We start from the raw sequence: 14,461 nt of genomic DNA on the forward strand, positions 1-14,461 counted from the left end.
GGGAGTCAGGGATGAGCGACCCCGGCAACTACGCGGGCAGCGCCGACCGTAGTCTCGGACAGCTGTTCGCTTCTGCGACGGCTGAGATGTCCGCGCTGGTGCACGACGAGATCGCCCTGGCCAAGGCCGAGGTACGCCAGGACGTCAAGCGCGGCGTGATCGGCAGCGTGGCTTTCATCGTCACGGGCGTGCTGATCCTGTTCGCGATCCCCGTGCTCAGCTTCGCGGCGGCCTACGGGATCCACAATCTGGGGCTGGGGCTGGCCTGGTCGTTCCTGATCGTGGGTGGCGCGTTCATCCTGCTGGGGATCCTTCTCGCCCTCTTCGGCCTGGCCAAGTTCAAGAAGGTCAAGCCGCCGGAGAAGTCCATCGCTTCGGCCAAGCAGACCGCGGCGGTCCTGCAGGGCGTCAAGCCGCACCCCCGTCCCGCCGAACCCGTAGGTGCGCTCGGCCGGGCGCAGGGCAGCACGCTCGCGGACAGGGCCATCGAGAGCCGCCCGGTCCAGGACAAGGCGGCCGCTGTGGCACGCTCGTCGACATGACCGACCCAGATTTCAGCGCATCCGGCCCGTACGGCCCAGTGGGACCGTTGGGACCGGCTGCCGGTTCCGGCGGTCCCGTACGTCTCGACGGTCCCTGGACCCACCGCGATGTGGCGGCCAACGGTGCGCGCTTCCACATCGCCGAGCTCGGCGACGGACCGCTCGTACTCCTGCTGCACGGCTTCCCGCAGTTCTGGTGGACCTGGCGCCATCAGCTGACCGCGCTCGCCGATGCCGGTTTCCGAGCGGTCGCGATGGACCTGCGCGGGGTGGGCGGCAGCGACCGAACGCCCCGGGGCTACGACCCGGCCAATCTGGCGCTCGACGTCACCGGTGTGATCCGCTCGCTCGGCGAGCCGGACGCGGCGCTGGTCGGACATGACATGGGCGGCTATCTCGCCTGGACGGCCGCGGTGATGCGTCCCAAGCTCGTACGACGTCTCGTGGTGTCGTCGATGCCGCACCCGCGACGGTGGCGGTCCTCGATGCTCTCCGACCTCGCACAGTCCAGGGCCGGTTCGCACGTCTGGGGGTTCCAGCGCCCGTGGGTGCCGGAGCGTCAGCTCGTCGCGGACGAGGCGGCGTTGGTGGCACGGCTGATCCGGGACTGGTCCGGTCCGCGTACCTCGGACTTCCCCGACGACAAGACGGTGGACGTCTACCGCCGCGCCATGTGCATCCCTTCGACGGCTCACTGCTCGATCGAGCCGTACCGCTGGATGGTGCGTTCGCTGGCCCGTCCGGACGGTGTCCAGTTCAACCGGCGGATGAAGCGACCGGTGCGCGTACCGACGCTGCACCTGCACGGTTCACTCGATCCGGCGATCCGTACACGTAGTTCGGCGGGATCCGGGGAGTACGTCGAAGCGCCGTACCGTTGGCGACTTTTCGACGGTCTGGGGCACTTCCCCCACGAGGAGGATCCGGTCGCGTTCTCGACCGAACTCATCAACTGGCTCAAGGATCCCGAGCCCGACCGGTAGCCGACAGGCACAGGTGTCCGACGAACAGCCAATTGCCTGCCGCATAAGCCAATTGGCTGACTCCCACGCGATTACCGACCTTGGGTCACGGGCAGACGTCGGGGTATGGGCTGGACGCGCGACTTCAGTGACGCAGCACGCAACCGCCGCTCGACCGCTCCTGCTGGTCCGAGCACTCATGAGGGGGGCGGCTCTCGGAGCCGGGTGCATGATGTGAGTGATTTCCATGATCTCCGGCTGGGCATTCCGCGCATTCTGCATCGCCGTGCCCGCTGGGTCTCGGCGCGGCTGCGGCATCCCCGTGGATGACACAGCGGTCGTCCGGGACACCAGGGCGTAGACGCAGGGCGGACTGTGGCTGACGACGTACCCGGCGCACCTGCCTCGCGGACGCGCCGGGTGTCGCGTCACTTCCCGGTCAGAGCGCGCAGCCCTGACTGTCGACCTGCTGGTTGGCCGCCTTGCCGAGCTCGATGTCCTCGCGGATCTCGTCGGCCGTCAGGGCGTAGCCCGTGTCCGGGTCGTCGAGCGACTTGGCGAACACCACTCCGTAGACCTTGCCGTCCGGAGTGAGCAGCGGGCCGCCGGAGTTGCCCTGACGAACGGTCGCGAACAGGGAGTACACATCGCGCCGCACGGTGCCCCGGTGGTAGATGTCCGGGCCGTCGGCGTCGATGCGGCCCCGGATACGGGCGGAGCGTACGTCGTAGGCGCCGTTCTCCGGGAAACCGGCGACGATGGCGCCGTCGCCGCTCTCCGCGTCGCTCCGGGTGTCGGTGAACCGCAGCGGCTGCGCGTCGAGGTCCGGGACGTCCAGTACGGCGATGTCGCGCTGCCAGTCGTAGAGAACGACCTTCGCGTCGTACAGCCGGCCTTCGCCGCCGATCTGCACGGTCGGCTCGTCCACGCCTCCGACCACATGGGCGTTGGTCATCACGCGGCGGTTCGAGAAGACGAAGCCGGTGCCCTCCAGGACCTTGCCGCAGCCCGGCGCCGTGCCGACGACCTTGACGATGGACTTCTTGGCGCGGGCGGCGACGGGGCTGCCCGCAAGCGCCGGGTCCGGAGGCTTGACCTCGGTGATCGGCTCATTGGCGAAGGGACTGAAGACCTGCGGGAAGCCGTTCTGGGCCAGGACCGAGGAGAAGTCCGTGAACCAGGTGGAGGCCTCGTCGGGCATCACCCGGGAGACTCCGAGCAGGACCGAGGAACTACGGACCTCCTTGCCCAGGGTCGGCAGCGACGTGCCCGCGAGCGCGGAGCCGATCAGCCAGGCGACCAGCAGCATGGCCACCACGTTGACCAAAGAGCCGCCCGTGGCATCCAGGGCGCGCGCGGGCGACCACGTGATGTACCGGCGGAGTTTGTTGCCGAGGTGGGTGGTGAACGCCTGCCCGACGGAGGCGCACACGATCACGATCACGACCGCGACGATGGCAGCTGTGGAAGAGACTTCCGACCCGTCGGTCACCTGGTCCCAGATGACCGGCAGCAGGTAGACGGCGACGAGACCGCCGCCCAGAAAGCCGATCACGGACAGAATGCCGACGACGAAACCCTGGCGGTATCCGATGACCGCGAACCACACGGCGCCGACCAGCAGCAGGATGTCCAGCACATTCACCGTCTATAGCCTCGCAGATTCGTCACCTGGCCCGTCCGGTTCGACGGGGTCCGGGCCAGGCCCGGAACAGCGCAGCACGGGAGTCAGCCTGTCATGCGCGCCAGTCGAGCGGCACCTGCTTGGCCCTGTCCCAGCGGCGTTCCCACCCTGCGTAGTGCAGAATCCGGTCGATCACACCGGCGGTGAATCCCCAGACCAGGGCGGATTCGACCAGAAATGCCGGACCTCGGTGGCCGCTCGGGTGGACGGCCGTGGCCCTGTTGGCCGGATCCGTGAGATCCGCCACGGGGACGGTGAAGACGCGGGCGGTCTCTGCCGGGTCGACCACGCCGACGGGGCTCGGCGTCCGCCACCAGCCGAGGACGGGCGTGACCACGAAGCTGCTCACCGGGATGTAGAGGCGGGGCAGGACACCGAAGATCTGGACACCGCTCGGATCGAGGCCTGTCTCCTCCTCGGCCTCCCGCAGCGCCGCCCTGAGCGGGCCTGTGGTCGCCTGGTCGCCGTCCTCCGGGTCGAGGGAGCCCCCGGGGAAGGACGGCTGGCCGGCATGGGAGCGCAGGGATCCGGAGCGCTCCATCAGGAGCAGCTCGGGGCCGCGCTCTCCCTCCCCGAAGAGGATCAGGACGGCCGACTGGCGGCCGGCTCCGCTCTCGGGCGGCAGGAACCGGCTGAGCTGCTGTGCCTGGACGCTCCGCGCCGCGCTCGCGACGGGGTCGAGCCAGCCGGGCAGCCCTTCGATGGTGACGGTGACCGCGCTGTCGTGGGGCGCACCTGTCTGCGACGCGTCCGTCCGCGTCGTGGCCGCCTGTGTCGTGGCCGCGTTCCGTGCGGCCCGTGTGCTCTGTGCGTGCGTCATGGGCACCCCCGTCGTTGCAACGCCTGTCGTCGGCCATTTCGTTCCGCGTGCGGGCGGGGCACCCCTGTGGGGACGGTGGCCGTCACCCGGCTCCCAGGGGTGGTGCGGGCATGCCCGGGTAGTCCGGGGGCGGGCTGAGGCGCTGGCCGGGATATCCGCCCATCTCGTACTTGAGGAGCTTCCTGGCCTTCTCCGGGTCGGTCTCGCCCTCGCCGTACGAGGGACAGAGCGGGGCGATCGGACAGGCGCCGCAGGCGGGCTTGCGGGAGTGGCAGATGCGGCGGCCGTGGAAGACGACGCGGTGCGAGAGCATCGTCCACTCGCTCTTCGGGAAGATCGCCGCGATCTCCGCCTCGACCTTCTCCGGGTCCTCCTGCTCCGTCCATTTCCAGCGGCGGACCAGCCGGCCGAAGTGGGTGTCGACCGTGATGCCAGGGACGCCGAAGGCATTGCCGAGGACGACGTTGGCCGTCTTGCGGCCGACGCCGGGCAGCTTCACGAGATCGGCGAGGCGGCCGGGGACCTCACCGCCGAAGTCGTCCCGGAGGGCCGCCGACAGGCCGATCAGGGACCGCGACTTGGCCCGGAAGAAACCGGTCGGCCGGATGATCTCCTCGAGCTTCTCGGGTACGGCGGCAGCCATGTCCTCGGGGGTCGGATAGGCGGCGAAGAGCGCGGGCGTCGTCTGGTTGACCCTCAGGTCGGTGGTCTGGGCGGAGAGCACCGTGGCGACCAGGAGCTCGAACGGGTTGCGGAAGTCCAGCTCGGGATGGGCGTACGGATAGAGCTCGGCCAGCTCGCGGTTGATCCTGCGGGCACGGCGGACCATCGCGAGGTGCGATTCCGGTTTCGCTGTCCTCTTCGCCGCCGACGCCTCCCCGGTCGGGCGTTTTGCGGCTTTTCCACTACCCCGTACGAGCTGTTCGCCCACAGCGGAATTCTTGTCCTGCGACACCCCATCAGCCCCCTTGGCCTGCGCTCTCACCGGCTTTCCGGACACTCGGCCAGCCTAGAGCCAGGCACCGACATCCGCCCCGGTCACTGCCCATCCACGCCCAATCGGCCCCCTGCCGTAGGGTCCGGCACGCCCGTGCGTCAAACTGGTTTGTGATTGATCGCACTGTTTTACCGTCCGGCATCATGGGGACCACGGTTCCCTGAACAGGCCGACAAGGAGAGAACTCGTGGACGACGTTCTGCGGCGCGCCCCGCTTTTCGCGGCGCTCGATGATGAGCAGGCCGCGGAGCTCCGCGCCTCGATGAGTGAGGTGACCCTCGCGCGCGGTGACGCGCTGTTCCACGAGGGCGACCCGGGCGACCGCCTGTATGTGGTCACCGAGGGCAAGGTGAAGCTCCACCGCACCTCCCCCGACGGCCGCGAGAACATGCTGGCCGTCCTCGGTCCCGGCGAGCTGATCGGAGAGCTGTCGCTCTTCGACCCGGGCCCGCGCACCGCCACGGCGAGCGCGCTCACCGAGGTCAAGCTGCTCGGCCTCGGCCACGGCGACCTCCAGCCCTGGCTGAACGCGCGCCCCGAGGTGGCCACCGCGCTGCTGCGCGCCGTCGCCCGCAGGCTGCGCAAGACCAACGACCAGATGTCCGACCTGGTCTTCTCCGATGTGCCGGGCCGTGTCGCCCGTGCGCTCCTCGACCTGTCGCGCCGCTTCGGCGTCCAGTCGGAGGAGGGCATTCACGTCGTGCACGACCTGACCCAGGAAGAGCTGGCCCAGCTGGTCGGCGCCTCCCGCGAGACGGTCAACAAGGCACTCGCGGACTTCGCGGGCCGCGGTTGGCTGCGCCTCGAGGCACGTGCCGTGATCCTCCTGGACGTGGAGCGGCTGGCGAAGCGTTCGCGCTGATCGCCGACGCTTACCGGGTACGAAACCGCCGAGAGGCCCCACCGGTCGGTGGGGCCTCTCGCGTTTCCGAACACGGCCTGATCACTCGATCAGCCCGTGTTCGGCCAGGTACTCCAGCTGGGCCCGCACCGACAGCTCCGCGGCAGGCCACAGGGAACGGTCCACGTCCGCGTACACAGCCGCCACCACCGCCGCCGGTGTGCGGTGACCGGCTTCCACGGCCGTCTCCACCTGGGCCAGCCGGTGTGCCCGGTGGGCGAGGTAGAACTCGACCGCCCCCTGGGCGTCCTCCAGCACCGGACCGTGCCCCGGGAGCACCGTGTGCACCCCGTCGTCGACCGTGAGCGAGCGCAGTCTCCGCAGCGTGTCGAGGTAGTCGCCGAGCCGGCCGTCCGGGTGTGCGACGACCGTCGTGCCGCGCCCGAGAATCGTGTCGCCCGTCAGCACCGCACGGTCGGCGGGCAGGTGGAAGGAGAGCGAGTCCGCGGTGTGCCCCGGGGTGGGCACGACCCGGAGTTCGAGCCCACCGGTGGTGATCACGTCGCCCGCCGTCAGCCCCTCGTCGCCCAGGCGCAGCGCCACGTCCAGGGCGCGCACCTTCGTACGGGTGAGTTCGGCGAAGCGTGCCGCGCCCTCGGCGTGGTCGGGATGGCCGTGCGTGAGCAGCGTGAGGCCGACGCGCCGCCCGGACTTCTCCGCGGTGTCGACGACGGCCCGCAGGTGTTCCTCGTCGTGCGGCCCCGGGTCGATGACGACCGCGAGATCCGAATCCGGCTCCGCGACGATCCAGGTGTTGGTGCCGTCCAGGGTCATCGCCGACGCGTTGGGCGCGAGGACGTTGACCGTGCGGGTGGTGGCGGGGCCGGAGAGGACGCCGCCGCGGGGCTGCCCGGGCAGCGCTGCCGCGTCGCTCATGCGGAATCGCCTCCGGCGTCGCCGGCCGGGATGTGCTTGGTGAACTCCTCGTGCCCCGGCCAGCTCAGCACCAGCGCGTCGCCCTCCATACGGGCCTGTGCGAGCACAGGAGTCAGGTCCTGGGAATCCGCGGCCTTCAGCGCCTCGGCGGCCGTCCCGTACGGCCTCAGCGCCCGCAGCGTGGCCACGGTCGGCGGCATCATCAGCAGTTCGCCCTTGTCGTAGCCGTCGGCGGCCTCGCCCGGGCGGATCCACACCGTCCGGTCGGCCTCGGTGGACGCGTTCCGGGTCCGCTGGCCCTCCGGGAGCGCGGCCACGAAGAACCAGGTGTCGTACCGGCGCGGTTCGAACTCCGGAGTGATCCAGCGCGCCCATGCGCCCAGCAGGTCGGAGCGAAGGACCAGGCCCCGCCGGTCGAGGAAGGCGGCGAAGGACAGCTCACGGGCCACCAGTGCCTCGCGGTCGGCCTCCCAGTCGGCACCCGTGGTGTCGCTCACGACCGTGTCAGCGGTGGGTCCGGCCAGCAGGACGCCCGCCTCCTCGTACGTCTCACGGACCGCCGCACAGACGACGGCCTGCGCCTCGGTGACCGTCTCCACGCCCAGCCGTTCGGCCCAGCGCTCCAGGGACGGTCCCGCCCACCCCACGAGGTGGTCGTCGTCGCGCGGGTCGACCCCGCCACCCGGATAGGCGTACGCGCCCCCGGCAAAGGCCATGGAGGTGCGCCGGCGCAGCATGTGGACGGCCGGCCCGGTGGTGCCCGTCCCGGACGCGCCGTCCCGCAGCAGCATCACGGTGGCCGCACGCCTGGGGTCCACGGCCGTCAGGTCGCCGCTGGCGAGGGCCCTGATCCGTGCGGGCCATTCCGGTGGGTACCACTGACCATTGGGCATGGCCGGAGGCTATCCGGAACCGCGCCGATGTTCGAGGGCTCCCCGGCTCCGTGACTGCCCCTTACACGCAACATCCCGCCCGGTCACAGGGACCGGGCGGGATGACAAGGACGGTGAGGGTACGGCTCAGGCCTCGACGAGCTCGACCTGGACCTCGATCTCCACCGGGGCGTCCAGGGGCAGTACGGCGACGCCCACGGCGCTCCGCGCATGCACGCCCTTGTCGCCCAGGACCGCGCCCAGCAGCTCGCTCGCGCCGTTGACCACGCCCGGCTGCCCGGTGAAGTCGCTGGCCGAGGCGACGAAGCCCACGACCTTCACGACCCGGGCGATCCGGTCCAGGTCCCCGGCGACGGACTTCACGGCCGCCAGGGCGTTGAGCGCGCAGGTCTTCGCCAGCTCCTTGGCCTCGTCCGGCGTCACCTCGGCGCCGACCTTGCCGGTCACCGCGAGCTTGCCGTCCACCATCGGCAGCTGGCCGGAGGTGTACACGTACACCCCGGACTGCACGGCCGGCTGGTACGAGGCCAGCGGCGGGACGACGCCCGGGAGCGTCAGGCCGAGCTCGGCGAGCTTCGCCTCGACGGCGCCCGCCACTACGGCTTCTCCCGCTTCAGGTAGGCCACGAGCTGCTCGGGGTTGTTCGGGCCGGGAACGACCTGGACCAGCTCCCAGCCGTCCTCGCCCCAGGTGTCCAGAATCTGCTTGGTCGCGTGCACGAGAAGGGGCACGGTCGCGTATTCCCACTTGGTCATGAGCCGACTGTAATGCCTGGCACAGGCGGCCTCGTGCGTAGGCTGCCTGCCGACTGGTTAGGCTCGAAGACGTGAGCAGGTTCCAGGTCGTCAGCGGCAAGGGCGGGACCGGTAAGACCACGGTCGCCGCCGCACTCGCGCTCGCCCTCGCGACCGAGGGCAGGCGCACCCTCCTCGTCGAGGTCGAGGGCAGACAGGGCATCGCCCAGCTCTTCGAGTCCGAAGCCCTTCCGTACGAGGAACGCAAGATCGCCGTGGCGCCCGGTGGCGGGGAGGTCCATGCGCTGGCGATCGACGCCGAACGCGCGCTGCTCGACTACCTCCAGATGTTCTACAAGCTGGGCGGTGCCGGCCGGGCGCTGAAGAAGCTCGGCGCTATCGACTTCGCCACCACCATCGCGCCCGGTGTCCGGGATGTCCTGCTGACCGGCAAGGCCTGTGAGGCCGTGCGCCGCAAGGACAAGCAGGGCCGGTACATCTACGACTACGTGATCATGGACGCGCCGCCCACCGGCCGCATCACCCGCTTCCTCAACGTGAACGACGAAGTGGCCGGGCTGGCGCGGATCGGCCCGATACACAATCAGGCGCAGGCCGTGATGCGGGTCCTGAAGTCTCCTGAGACGGCGGTCCACCTGGTGACGCTCCTCGAGGAGATGCCGGTCCAGGAGACCGCGGACGGCATCGCGGAGCTCCGGGCCGCCGAGCTGCCCGTGGGGCGGGTCGTGGTGAACATGGTGCGGCCCCACCTGCTGGACGAGGAGGCGCTGCGTACGGCGTCGGGGGGCCGCCGCAAGGAGATCGCCAAGACGCTGACCAGGGCGGGCGTGACAGGCTCCGCCGGGCTCGTACGGCCACTGGTCGCACAGGCCGCCGAACACGCCCAGCGCGTGGGCCTGGAGCGCGAACAGCGCGCGGTGCTCGCCGGGCTGGGGCTCCCCACCGCAGAGTTGCCACTGATGGGCGAAGGGGTGAGCCTCTCCGCGCTGTACGAGCTGGCGGCGGAGTTCCGTAAGCAGGGCGTGGGCGACGAGACCGTGGACGCGGCGGGGCAGGGGCCCGCAAGGGGCGCGCGGCGCCCCGGACAAGGGGTGGGTTCATGACGCTTGGCACGGACATCGCACCGGGGCTGGACACCGACGCGCTTCTCGACGACCCGGGCATCCGGATCGTCGTGTGCTGCGGCTCGGGCGGCGTCGGCAAGACGACGACCGCCGCGGCGCTCGGTGTACGGGCGGCCGAACGCGGACGCAAGGTCGTCGTCCTCACCATCGACCCGGCCCGCCGGCTCGCCCAGTCCATGGGCATCGACCAGCTCGACAACATCCCGCGCCGCGTCGAGGACATCGGCGGTGACGGCGAACTGCACGCCATGATGCTCGACATGAAGCGCACCTTCGACGAGACCGTCGAGGCGCACACGGACCCCGAGCGGGCCCGCGCGATCCTGGAGAACCCCTTCTACCAGTCCCTGTCTGCCGGTTTCGCGGGCACGCAGGAGTACATGGCGATGGAGAAGCTCGGGCAGCTGAGGGCACGCGACGAGTGGGACCTGATCGTCGTCGACACCCCTCCGTCCCGCTCCGCACTGGACTTCCTGGACGCGCCGAAACGTCTCGGCTCGTTCCTGGACGGAAAGTTCATCCGGCTCCTGATCGCCCCCGCGAAGATCGGCGGGCGGGCCGGGATGAAGTTCCTCAATGTCGGCATGTCGATGATGACGGGGACGCTCGGCAAGCTGCTCGGCGGACAGTTCCTCCGGGACGTACAGACCTTCGTCGCGGCGATGGACTCCATGTTCGGCGGATTCCGTACCCGCGCCGATGCCACGTACAAGCTCCTCCAGGCCCCCGGCACGGCGTTCCTCGTGGTGGCGACGCCGGAGCGGGACGCGTTGCGCGAGGCCGCGTACTTCGTGGAACGGCTGGCCGCGGAGGAGATGCCGCTGGCCGGTCTGGTGCTCAACCGGGTGCACGGCAGCGAGGCCGCGCGGCTCTCCGCGGAGCGGGCGCTGGCAGCCGCAGAAAATCTTGATGGCGTCGGCATTGTGGATCAGACGGCCGGGAAGGCTGGCCTTTGTGACCCGGCGGACCCGGCGGCTGTCACCTCTCCCGAAGCCTCCGAGTCACCGCTCTCCCCCGAGCAGAACGAGTCGATGTCGCACGACCAAGAGCCGCTCAGCCAAAAGCCGCAGGAGCCGCACGACCGGAAGCCGCACGCCCAGTCCAGGAAGCCCGAGCACACGGAGGAGGACGACGCCTCCCTCGCCGACGCCGTTTCCGTCGAGCAGCTGACCGCGGGTCTGCTGCGGCTGCATGCTGAGCGGATGCAGGTCGTCGCGCGCGAGCAGCACACACGCGACCGCTTCACCGCGCTGCACCCCGAGGTCCCGATGGCCGAGGTGGCCGCGCTGCCCGGTGATGTGCACGACCTCTCAGGCCTTCGGACCATCGGGGAACGGCTCGCGGCCGGTTCCGTTCCCGCTCCGGCCGGAGCTGCGTAGGACCGCCGCCGGGCTCCCCTCACGGGGCCGCCCCGCGTGCGGATCTACCCGACGGCTGCGTACGTCTCGTGCAGTTCGTCGTCCTCCAGGCCGACCGCTGCGGGCAGCAAGCCCGTGGACCGCTCGTATTCGCTGCGTGCGGTCTCCAGCAGACGACGCCAGGACGTGACGGTGGGCCGTCTGCGCAGCAGTGCGCGGCGCTCCCGCTCCGTCATTCCGCCCCATACGCCGAATTCGACGCGATTATCCAGCGCATCAGCCAGGCACTCGGTCCGCACCGGGCAACCGGTGCACACCGCCTTGGCCCTGTTCTGCGCTGCCCCTTGTACGAACAGTTCATCCGGATCGGTAGTGCGGCAGGCTGCCTGCGCACTCCAGTCGGTTACCCAGCCCATGCCGGCGCCGTCCTCTCCCGAATCGAGGCTCCCCCACGGCGGTAGCGGCATATTCACCGCTGCCAGTTGAGGACGTTACGGAAGCAGGCGACAGCACAACACCCCCTTCGGGCCCAATCTTGAATGGCCCGAACGGACTATGCGTACGCGGCAGATCACCCAGGGGAGTGAGGTGAGGACATGCGGGACTATCCCGGCCGAACTGGGACAGTAGGCCCAAGTCGCAACGGACATTCGGTGACACATGAGGCGAATTCGGGAACGCCTCGGCATGTGGCTGAGTTGCGCTGGGCGGTGCACGGGGGTTGCTGCAAAACCGGACTGCTGTGACAGTTGAGAGCAGCTTAGGCCAAGGCCTGTTCCTGTGTCCGGCGAATGAGAACGTAGGCACCACGCGTTGTTGTGCCGTCAGATTCGCGGGGCGAGCCCCCGGACACGGCACGGCCGTGGAGCCGCTGGTGCCACTCGTCGGCGACCAACCCTGGAGCAGTGGTCTGTCGATCTCTACCTCGCTCGCGTCCCGGTCGGGCAGCGGGCCCTCGGCGACGGACGTACGCACTTCGGGCCTCACGGGCGAATGGTCGATTGCTCCCCTCACGGACGGCAGGGCGTCTGCGCTGGCCAGGCGACCGCCACCACCTCCCGTGACGCCGGGACCGGGACACGACGGGCGTCCGTCCGGAACCCACGTGCCCCCCACCGCCCCGGACGCCACCACCGCGCACCCGTCCACGTCGAGGCCTCGGCCTGCGGCCGCGCCCGGATGTCACGGTCTGGTACTCGAACGCTCCGAGGAGCCCCCGCCCCTGCGGAACGTCGCCACCTACGGATTAGGCTGCCCCCATGCCAAAGAAGCGCTCAGGCGGGGGTCTCACCACGACTCAGCAGGCCGCCAAGTTCCTCGGTGTCGCCGCGCTGTCCGGAGCTGTGCTGGCAGGCATCGCGCTGCCGGCCGCCGGAGCGCTGGGCCTCGCAGCCAAGGGGACGGTCGAGGGATTCGACGAGATCCCTTCCAACCTCAAGACTCCGCCGCTGAGCCAGCGGACCACGATCCTGGACAGCGAGGGCGGTCTCATCGCGACCGACTACTCCCGCGACCGGACCGTCGTCCCGCTCAAGGACATCTCCCCGTACATGCAGGACGCGATCATCGCGATCGAGGACTCACGGTTCTACGAGCACGGGGCCGTCGACCTCAAGGGCATCCTGCGTGCGATGAACCGCAACGTGCAGGCCGGCGGTGCCGCGCAGGGCGCCTCGACCCTCACCCAGCAGTACGTGAAGAACGTCTTCGTGGAGGAGGCGGGCGACGACCCGGACAAGGTCGCGCAGGCCACCCAGCAGACCCTGGGCCGCAAGGTCCGTGAGCTGAAGTACGCGATCCAGGTCGAGGAAGAGCTCGGCAAGAAGAAGATCCTGGAGAACTACCTCAACATCACGTTCTTCGGGCAGCAGGCCTACGGCGTCGAGGCCGCCTCCCAGCGGTACTTCTCCAAGCACGCGAAGGACCTGAAGGTGGAGGAGGCCGCGCTCCTCGCCGGCCTCGTCCAGTCGCCGACCCGGTACGACCCGGTCAACGACACGGAGGAAGCGACCAAGCGTCGCAACATCGTGCTGCAGCGCATGGCGGCCGTCGGGGACATCTCGCAGGACGAAGCCGACAAGGCCATCGCCAACCCGATCAAGCTGAAGGTCAGCGAGCCGAAGAACGGCTGCATCACCGCCGTCGCAGGCTCCGGCTTCTTCTGCAACTACGTACGCCAGATCGTCCTCAACGACCCCGCCTTCGGGAAGACCGACGAGGAGCGCGCCAAGCTCTGGAACCTCGGTGGTCTGACGGTCAAGACGACGCTCGACCCGAAGGCGCAGCGGGCCGCCAACGAGGCAGCGACCTCGAAGGTGAACAAGGACGACAAGGTCGCCGCCTCGGTGGTGCAGGTCCAGCCCGGCAGCGGCAAGATCCTCTCGATGGCCCAGTCGCGCCCGTACGGCCTGGACCAGAAGAAGCACCAGACGATGCTGAACCTCGGCGTCAGCAACAAGATGGGCGGCAGCACCTACGGCTTCCAGGTCGGCTCGACCTTCAAGCCGATCACCGCCGCCGCGGCTCTGGAGAAGGGCATCAGCCCCGCTCAGAGCTTCTCCACCGGCTGGAAGCTCTCGCTGCCGCAGGATTCGTACCGCACCTGCTCGGGTGCCCCCGCAGGCGGTGGCAACTGGGACCTGCAGAACGAGATGGAGTCCGAGAAGGGCTCCTGGGACATGACGGGTGCGCTCGGCAAGTCCATCAACACCTACTTCGCCCTGCTGGAGCAGAAGGCCGGTCTGTGCGAGACGGTCGAGATGGCGAAGAAGGTCGGCTACGAGCGGGGCGACGGCAAGGAGATCGAGGAGCACGCCTCGATCACCCTCGGCGGCGAGGTGAGCACCCCGCTGTCGATGGCCTCCGTGTACGCCACGTTCGCCAACCGGGGCACCTACTGCTCGCCGATCGCCATCGAAGCGATCATCGACCCCGACGGCAAGAAGATCGAGGTACCGAAGTCCGAGTGCTCCCGGGCGATGAGTGAGCCGACGGCGGACACCATCAGCCAGATGCTCAAGGGCGTGGTCGAGGACGGCACCGGCACGCTGGCCGGTCTCACCGACCGCGACAACGCCGGCAAGACGGGTACGACCAACGACCGCCTGGACGCCTGGTTCGTCGGCTACACCCCGAACCTCTCGACGGCGGTGTGGGTCGGCGACGACATCGGCGAGAAGACCACCAAGATGTACAACATCACCATCGGTGGCCAGTACTACGACAAGGTCTGCGGCGGCTGTCTTCCCGGTCCCATCTGGAAGATCGCGATGACCGGTGCGCTGAGCGCGTCGGAGACCCCGTCCTTCAACCCGATCTCGGTGCCCCGTGCCAAGCCGAAGGAAGACAAGGACAAGGACAAGGGCAAGCCCCGGGACCGCGAGGACGGCGACGACAAGCCGGGAACCGACGACCCGATCGGCGGCATCACCTTCCCGCCGGGCATCATCGGCGGAAACGACGGTGGCCCGCGCGGCGGAGGCAACGGTCCCTGACCGTGCAGGACGGCCACAGACATGAAGGAGGGCGCTCCCCGGACCGGGGCGCGCC

At 69.6% G+C, this 14,461-nt stretch carries 15 protein-coding genes; 7 read left to right on the forward strand and 8 right to left on the reverse strand.

Annotation, left to right across the window (positions count from 1 at the left end):
- Nucleotides 1-11: 11 nt before the first annotated feature.
- The 3 genes from ACFQ6X_RS19410 (at nt 12) to ACFQ6X_RS19420 (ending at nt 1,834) form a co-directional block, all read left to right on the forward strand.
- Nucleotides 12-542: a phage holin family protein gene (locus ACFQ6X_RS19410; RefSeq protein WP_383182989.1), complete on the forward strand. Its 531-nt coding sequence runs from the start codon at nt 12-14 to the stop codon at nt 540-542.
- Nucleotides 539-1,525, forward strand: a complete 987-nt coding sequence (locus ACFQ6X_RS19415) for an alpha/beta fold hydrolase (RefSeq protein WP_383182991.1) — start codon at nt 539-541, stop codon at nt 1,523-1,525. Before ACFQ6X_RS19410 ends, ACFQ6X_RS19415 begins: the two co-directional genes overlap by 4 nt.
- Before the next feature lie 105 nt (nt 1,526-1,630).
- Nucleotides 1,631-1,834: a hypothetical protein gene (locus ACFQ6X_RS19420; RefSeq protein ID WP_383182993.1), complete on the forward strand. Its 204-nt coding sequence runs from the start codon at nt 1,631-1,633 to the stop codon at nt 1,832-1,834.
- 109 nt (nt 1,835-1,943) lie between these two features.
- On the opposite strand, the gene ACFQ6X_RS19425 is transcribed toward ACFQ6X_RS19420, so the two are convergent.
- The 3 genes from ACFQ6X_RS19425 to nth all read right to left on the reverse strand — a co-directional run bounded on the left by ACFQ6X_RS19425 (nt 1,944) and on the right by nth (nt 4,939).
- Nucleotides 1,944-3,149 carry a MarP family serine protease gene (locus ACFQ6X_RS19425; RefSeq protein WP_383182995.1) on the reverse strand — a complete coding sequence of 402 codons (1,206 nt, stop codon included), beginning with the start codon at nt 3,147-3,149 and terminating at the stop codon, nt 1,944-1,946.
- A 91-nt stretch (nt 3,150-3,240) separates the two neighbouring features.
- Complete coding sequence (locus tag ACFQ6X_RS19430) at nt 3,241-4,008, reverse strand: NUDIX hydrolase (protein ID WP_383182997.1); 768 nt, start codon at nt 4,006-4,008, stop codon at nt 3,241-3,243.
- An 82-nt stretch (nt 4,009-4,090) separates the two neighbouring features.
- Nucleotides 4,091-4,939 (reverse strand): endonuclease III, encoded by an 849-nt coding sequence (nth, locus tag ACFQ6X_RS19435; protein ID WP_383182999.1) that lies wholly within the window; start codon nt 4,937-4,939, stop codon nt 4,091-4,093.
- Between the two features lie 253 nt (nt 4,940-5,192).
- Here nth and ACFQ6X_RS19440 point away from each other — a divergent pair, with 253 nt between their 5' ends.
- Nucleotides 5,193-5,867, forward strand: coding sequence for a Crp/Fnr family transcriptional regulator (locus tag ACFQ6X_RS19440; protein ID WP_031090867.1), 675 nt, complete (start codon nt 5,193-5,195; stop codon nt 5,865-5,867).
- A gap of 81 nt (nt 5,868-5,948) precedes the next feature.
- Here ACFQ6X_RS19440 and ACFQ6X_RS19445 read toward each other — a convergent pair whose 3' ends face one another.
- The 4 genes from ACFQ6X_RS19445 to ACFQ6X_RS19460 form a co-directional block, all read right to left on the reverse strand.
- Nucleotides 5,949-6,782, reverse strand: a complete 834-nt coding sequence (locus ACFQ6X_RS19445; protein WP_383183001.1) for an MBL fold metallo-hydrolase — start codon at nt 6,780-6,782, stop codon at nt 5,949-5,951.
- Nucleotides 6,779-7,675, reverse strand: coding sequence for an NUDIX hydrolase (locus tag ACFQ6X_RS19450; protein WP_383183003.1), 897 nt, complete (start codon nt 7,673-7,675; stop codon nt 6,779-6,781). The genes ACFQ6X_RS19445 and ACFQ6X_RS19450 overlap by 4 nt, the downstream gene beginning before the upstream one ends.
- Nucleotides 7,676-7,801: 126 nt before the next feature.
- The gene (locus ACFQ6X_RS19455; protein ID WP_329209624.1) at nt 7,802-8,272 is read right to left on the reverse strand and encodes a RidA family protein; all 471 of its coding nucleotides are present in this window, start codon (nt 8,270-8,272) and stop codon (nt 7,802-7,804) included.
- Nucleotides 8,272-8,430, reverse strand: a complete 159-nt coding sequence (locus ACFQ6X_RS19460; protein WP_019992579.1) for a DUF4177 domain-containing protein — start codon at nt 8,428-8,430, stop codon at nt 8,272-8,274. Before ACFQ6X_RS19460 ends, ACFQ6X_RS19455 begins: the two co-directional genes overlap by 1 nt.
- Nucleotides 8,431-8,501: 71 nt before the next feature.
- On the opposite strand from ACFQ6X_RS19460, the gene ACFQ6X_RS19465 reads away from it, so the two are divergent.
- Together ACFQ6X_RS19465 and ACFQ6X_RS19470 are read left to right on the forward strand one after the other, a co-directional pair.
- On the forward strand, nt 8,502-9,533 hold the full coding sequence (locus ACFQ6X_RS19465) for an ArsA family ATPase (protein WP_383183006.1): 1,032 nt from the start codon (nt 8,502-8,504) through the stop codon (nt 9,531-9,533).
- Nucleotides 9,530-10,933 carry an ArsA family ATPase gene (locus ACFQ6X_RS19470; RefSeq protein WP_383183008.1) on the forward strand — a complete coding sequence of 468 codons (1,404 nt, stop codon included), beginning with the start codon at nt 9,530-9,532 and terminating at the stop codon, nt 10,931-10,933. The genes ACFQ6X_RS19465 and ACFQ6X_RS19470 overlap by 4 nt, the downstream gene beginning before the upstream one ends.
- Nucleotides 10,934-10,977: 44 nt before the next feature.
- Here ACFQ6X_RS19470 and ACFQ6X_RS19475 read toward each other — a convergent pair whose 3' ends face one another.
- The gene (locus ACFQ6X_RS19475; protein WP_329209618.1) at nt 10,978-11,328 is read right to left on the reverse strand and encodes a WhiB family transcriptional regulator; all 351 of its coding nucleotides are present in this window, start codon (nt 11,326-11,328) and stop codon (nt 10,978-10,980) included.
- A gap of 843 nt (nt 11,329-12,171) precedes the next feature.
- Here ACFQ6X_RS19475 and ACFQ6X_RS19480 point away from each other — a divergent pair.
- The gene (locus ACFQ6X_RS19480) at nt 12,172-14,406 is read left to right on the forward strand and encodes a transglycosylase domain-containing protein (protein WP_383183010.1); all 2,235 of its coding nucleotides are present in this window, start codon (nt 12,172-12,174) and stop codon (nt 14,404-14,406) included.
- Nucleotides 14,407-14,461: the final 55 nt, after the last annotated feature.

This window comes from Streptomyces sp. NPDC056452 (assembly GCF_042796085.1).
Lineage (GTDB): Bacteria > Actinomycetota > Actinomycetes > Streptomycetales > Streptomycetaceae > Streptomyces.

Excerpts from the sequence above, each read along its gene's own strand:
- ACFQ6X_RS19420 (WP_383182993.1), top strand. The coding sequence starts at position 1,631 with ATGGGCTGGACGCGCGACTTCAGTGACGCAGCACGCAACCGCCGCTCG.
- ACFQ6X_RS19480 (WP_383183010.1), top strand. The coding sequence starts at position 12,172 with ATGCCAAAGAAGCGCTCAGGCGGGGGTCTCACCACGACTCAGCAGGCC.
- ACFQ6X_RS19460 (WP_019992579.1), bottom strand. The coding sequence starts at position 8,430 with ATGACCAAGTGGGAATACGCGACCGTGCCCCTTCTCGTGCACGCGACC.
- ACFQ6X_RS19430 (WP_383182997.1), bottom strand. The coding sequence starts at position 4,008 with ATGACGCACGCACAGAGCACACGGGCCGCACGGAACGCGGCCACGACA.
- ACFQ6X_RS19450 (WP_383183003.1), bottom strand. The coding sequence starts at position 7,675 with ATGCCCAATGGTCAGTGGTACCCACCGGAATGGCCCGCACGGATCAGG.
- ACFQ6X_RS19445 (WP_383183001.1), bottom strand. The coding sequence starts at position 6,782 with ATGAGCGACGCGGCAGCGCTGCCCGGGCAGCCCCGCGGCGGCGTCCTC.
- ACFQ6X_RS19415 (WP_383182991.1), top strand. The coding sequence starts at position 539 with ATGACCGACCCAGATTTCAGCGCATCCGGCCCGTACGGCCCAGTGGGA.
- ACFQ6X_RS19410 (WP_383182989.1), top strand. The coding sequence starts at position 12 with ATGAGCGACCCCGGCAACTACGCGGGCAGCGCCGACCGTAGTCTCGGA.
- ACFQ6X_RS19470 (WP_383183008.1), top strand. The coding sequence starts at position 9,530 with ATGACGCTTGGCACGGACATCGCACCGGGGCTGGACACCGACGCGCTT.
- ACFQ6X_RS19475 (WP_329209618.1), bottom strand. The coding sequence starts at position 11,328 with ATGGGCTGGGTAACCGACTGGAGTGCGCAGGCAGCCTGCCGCACTACC.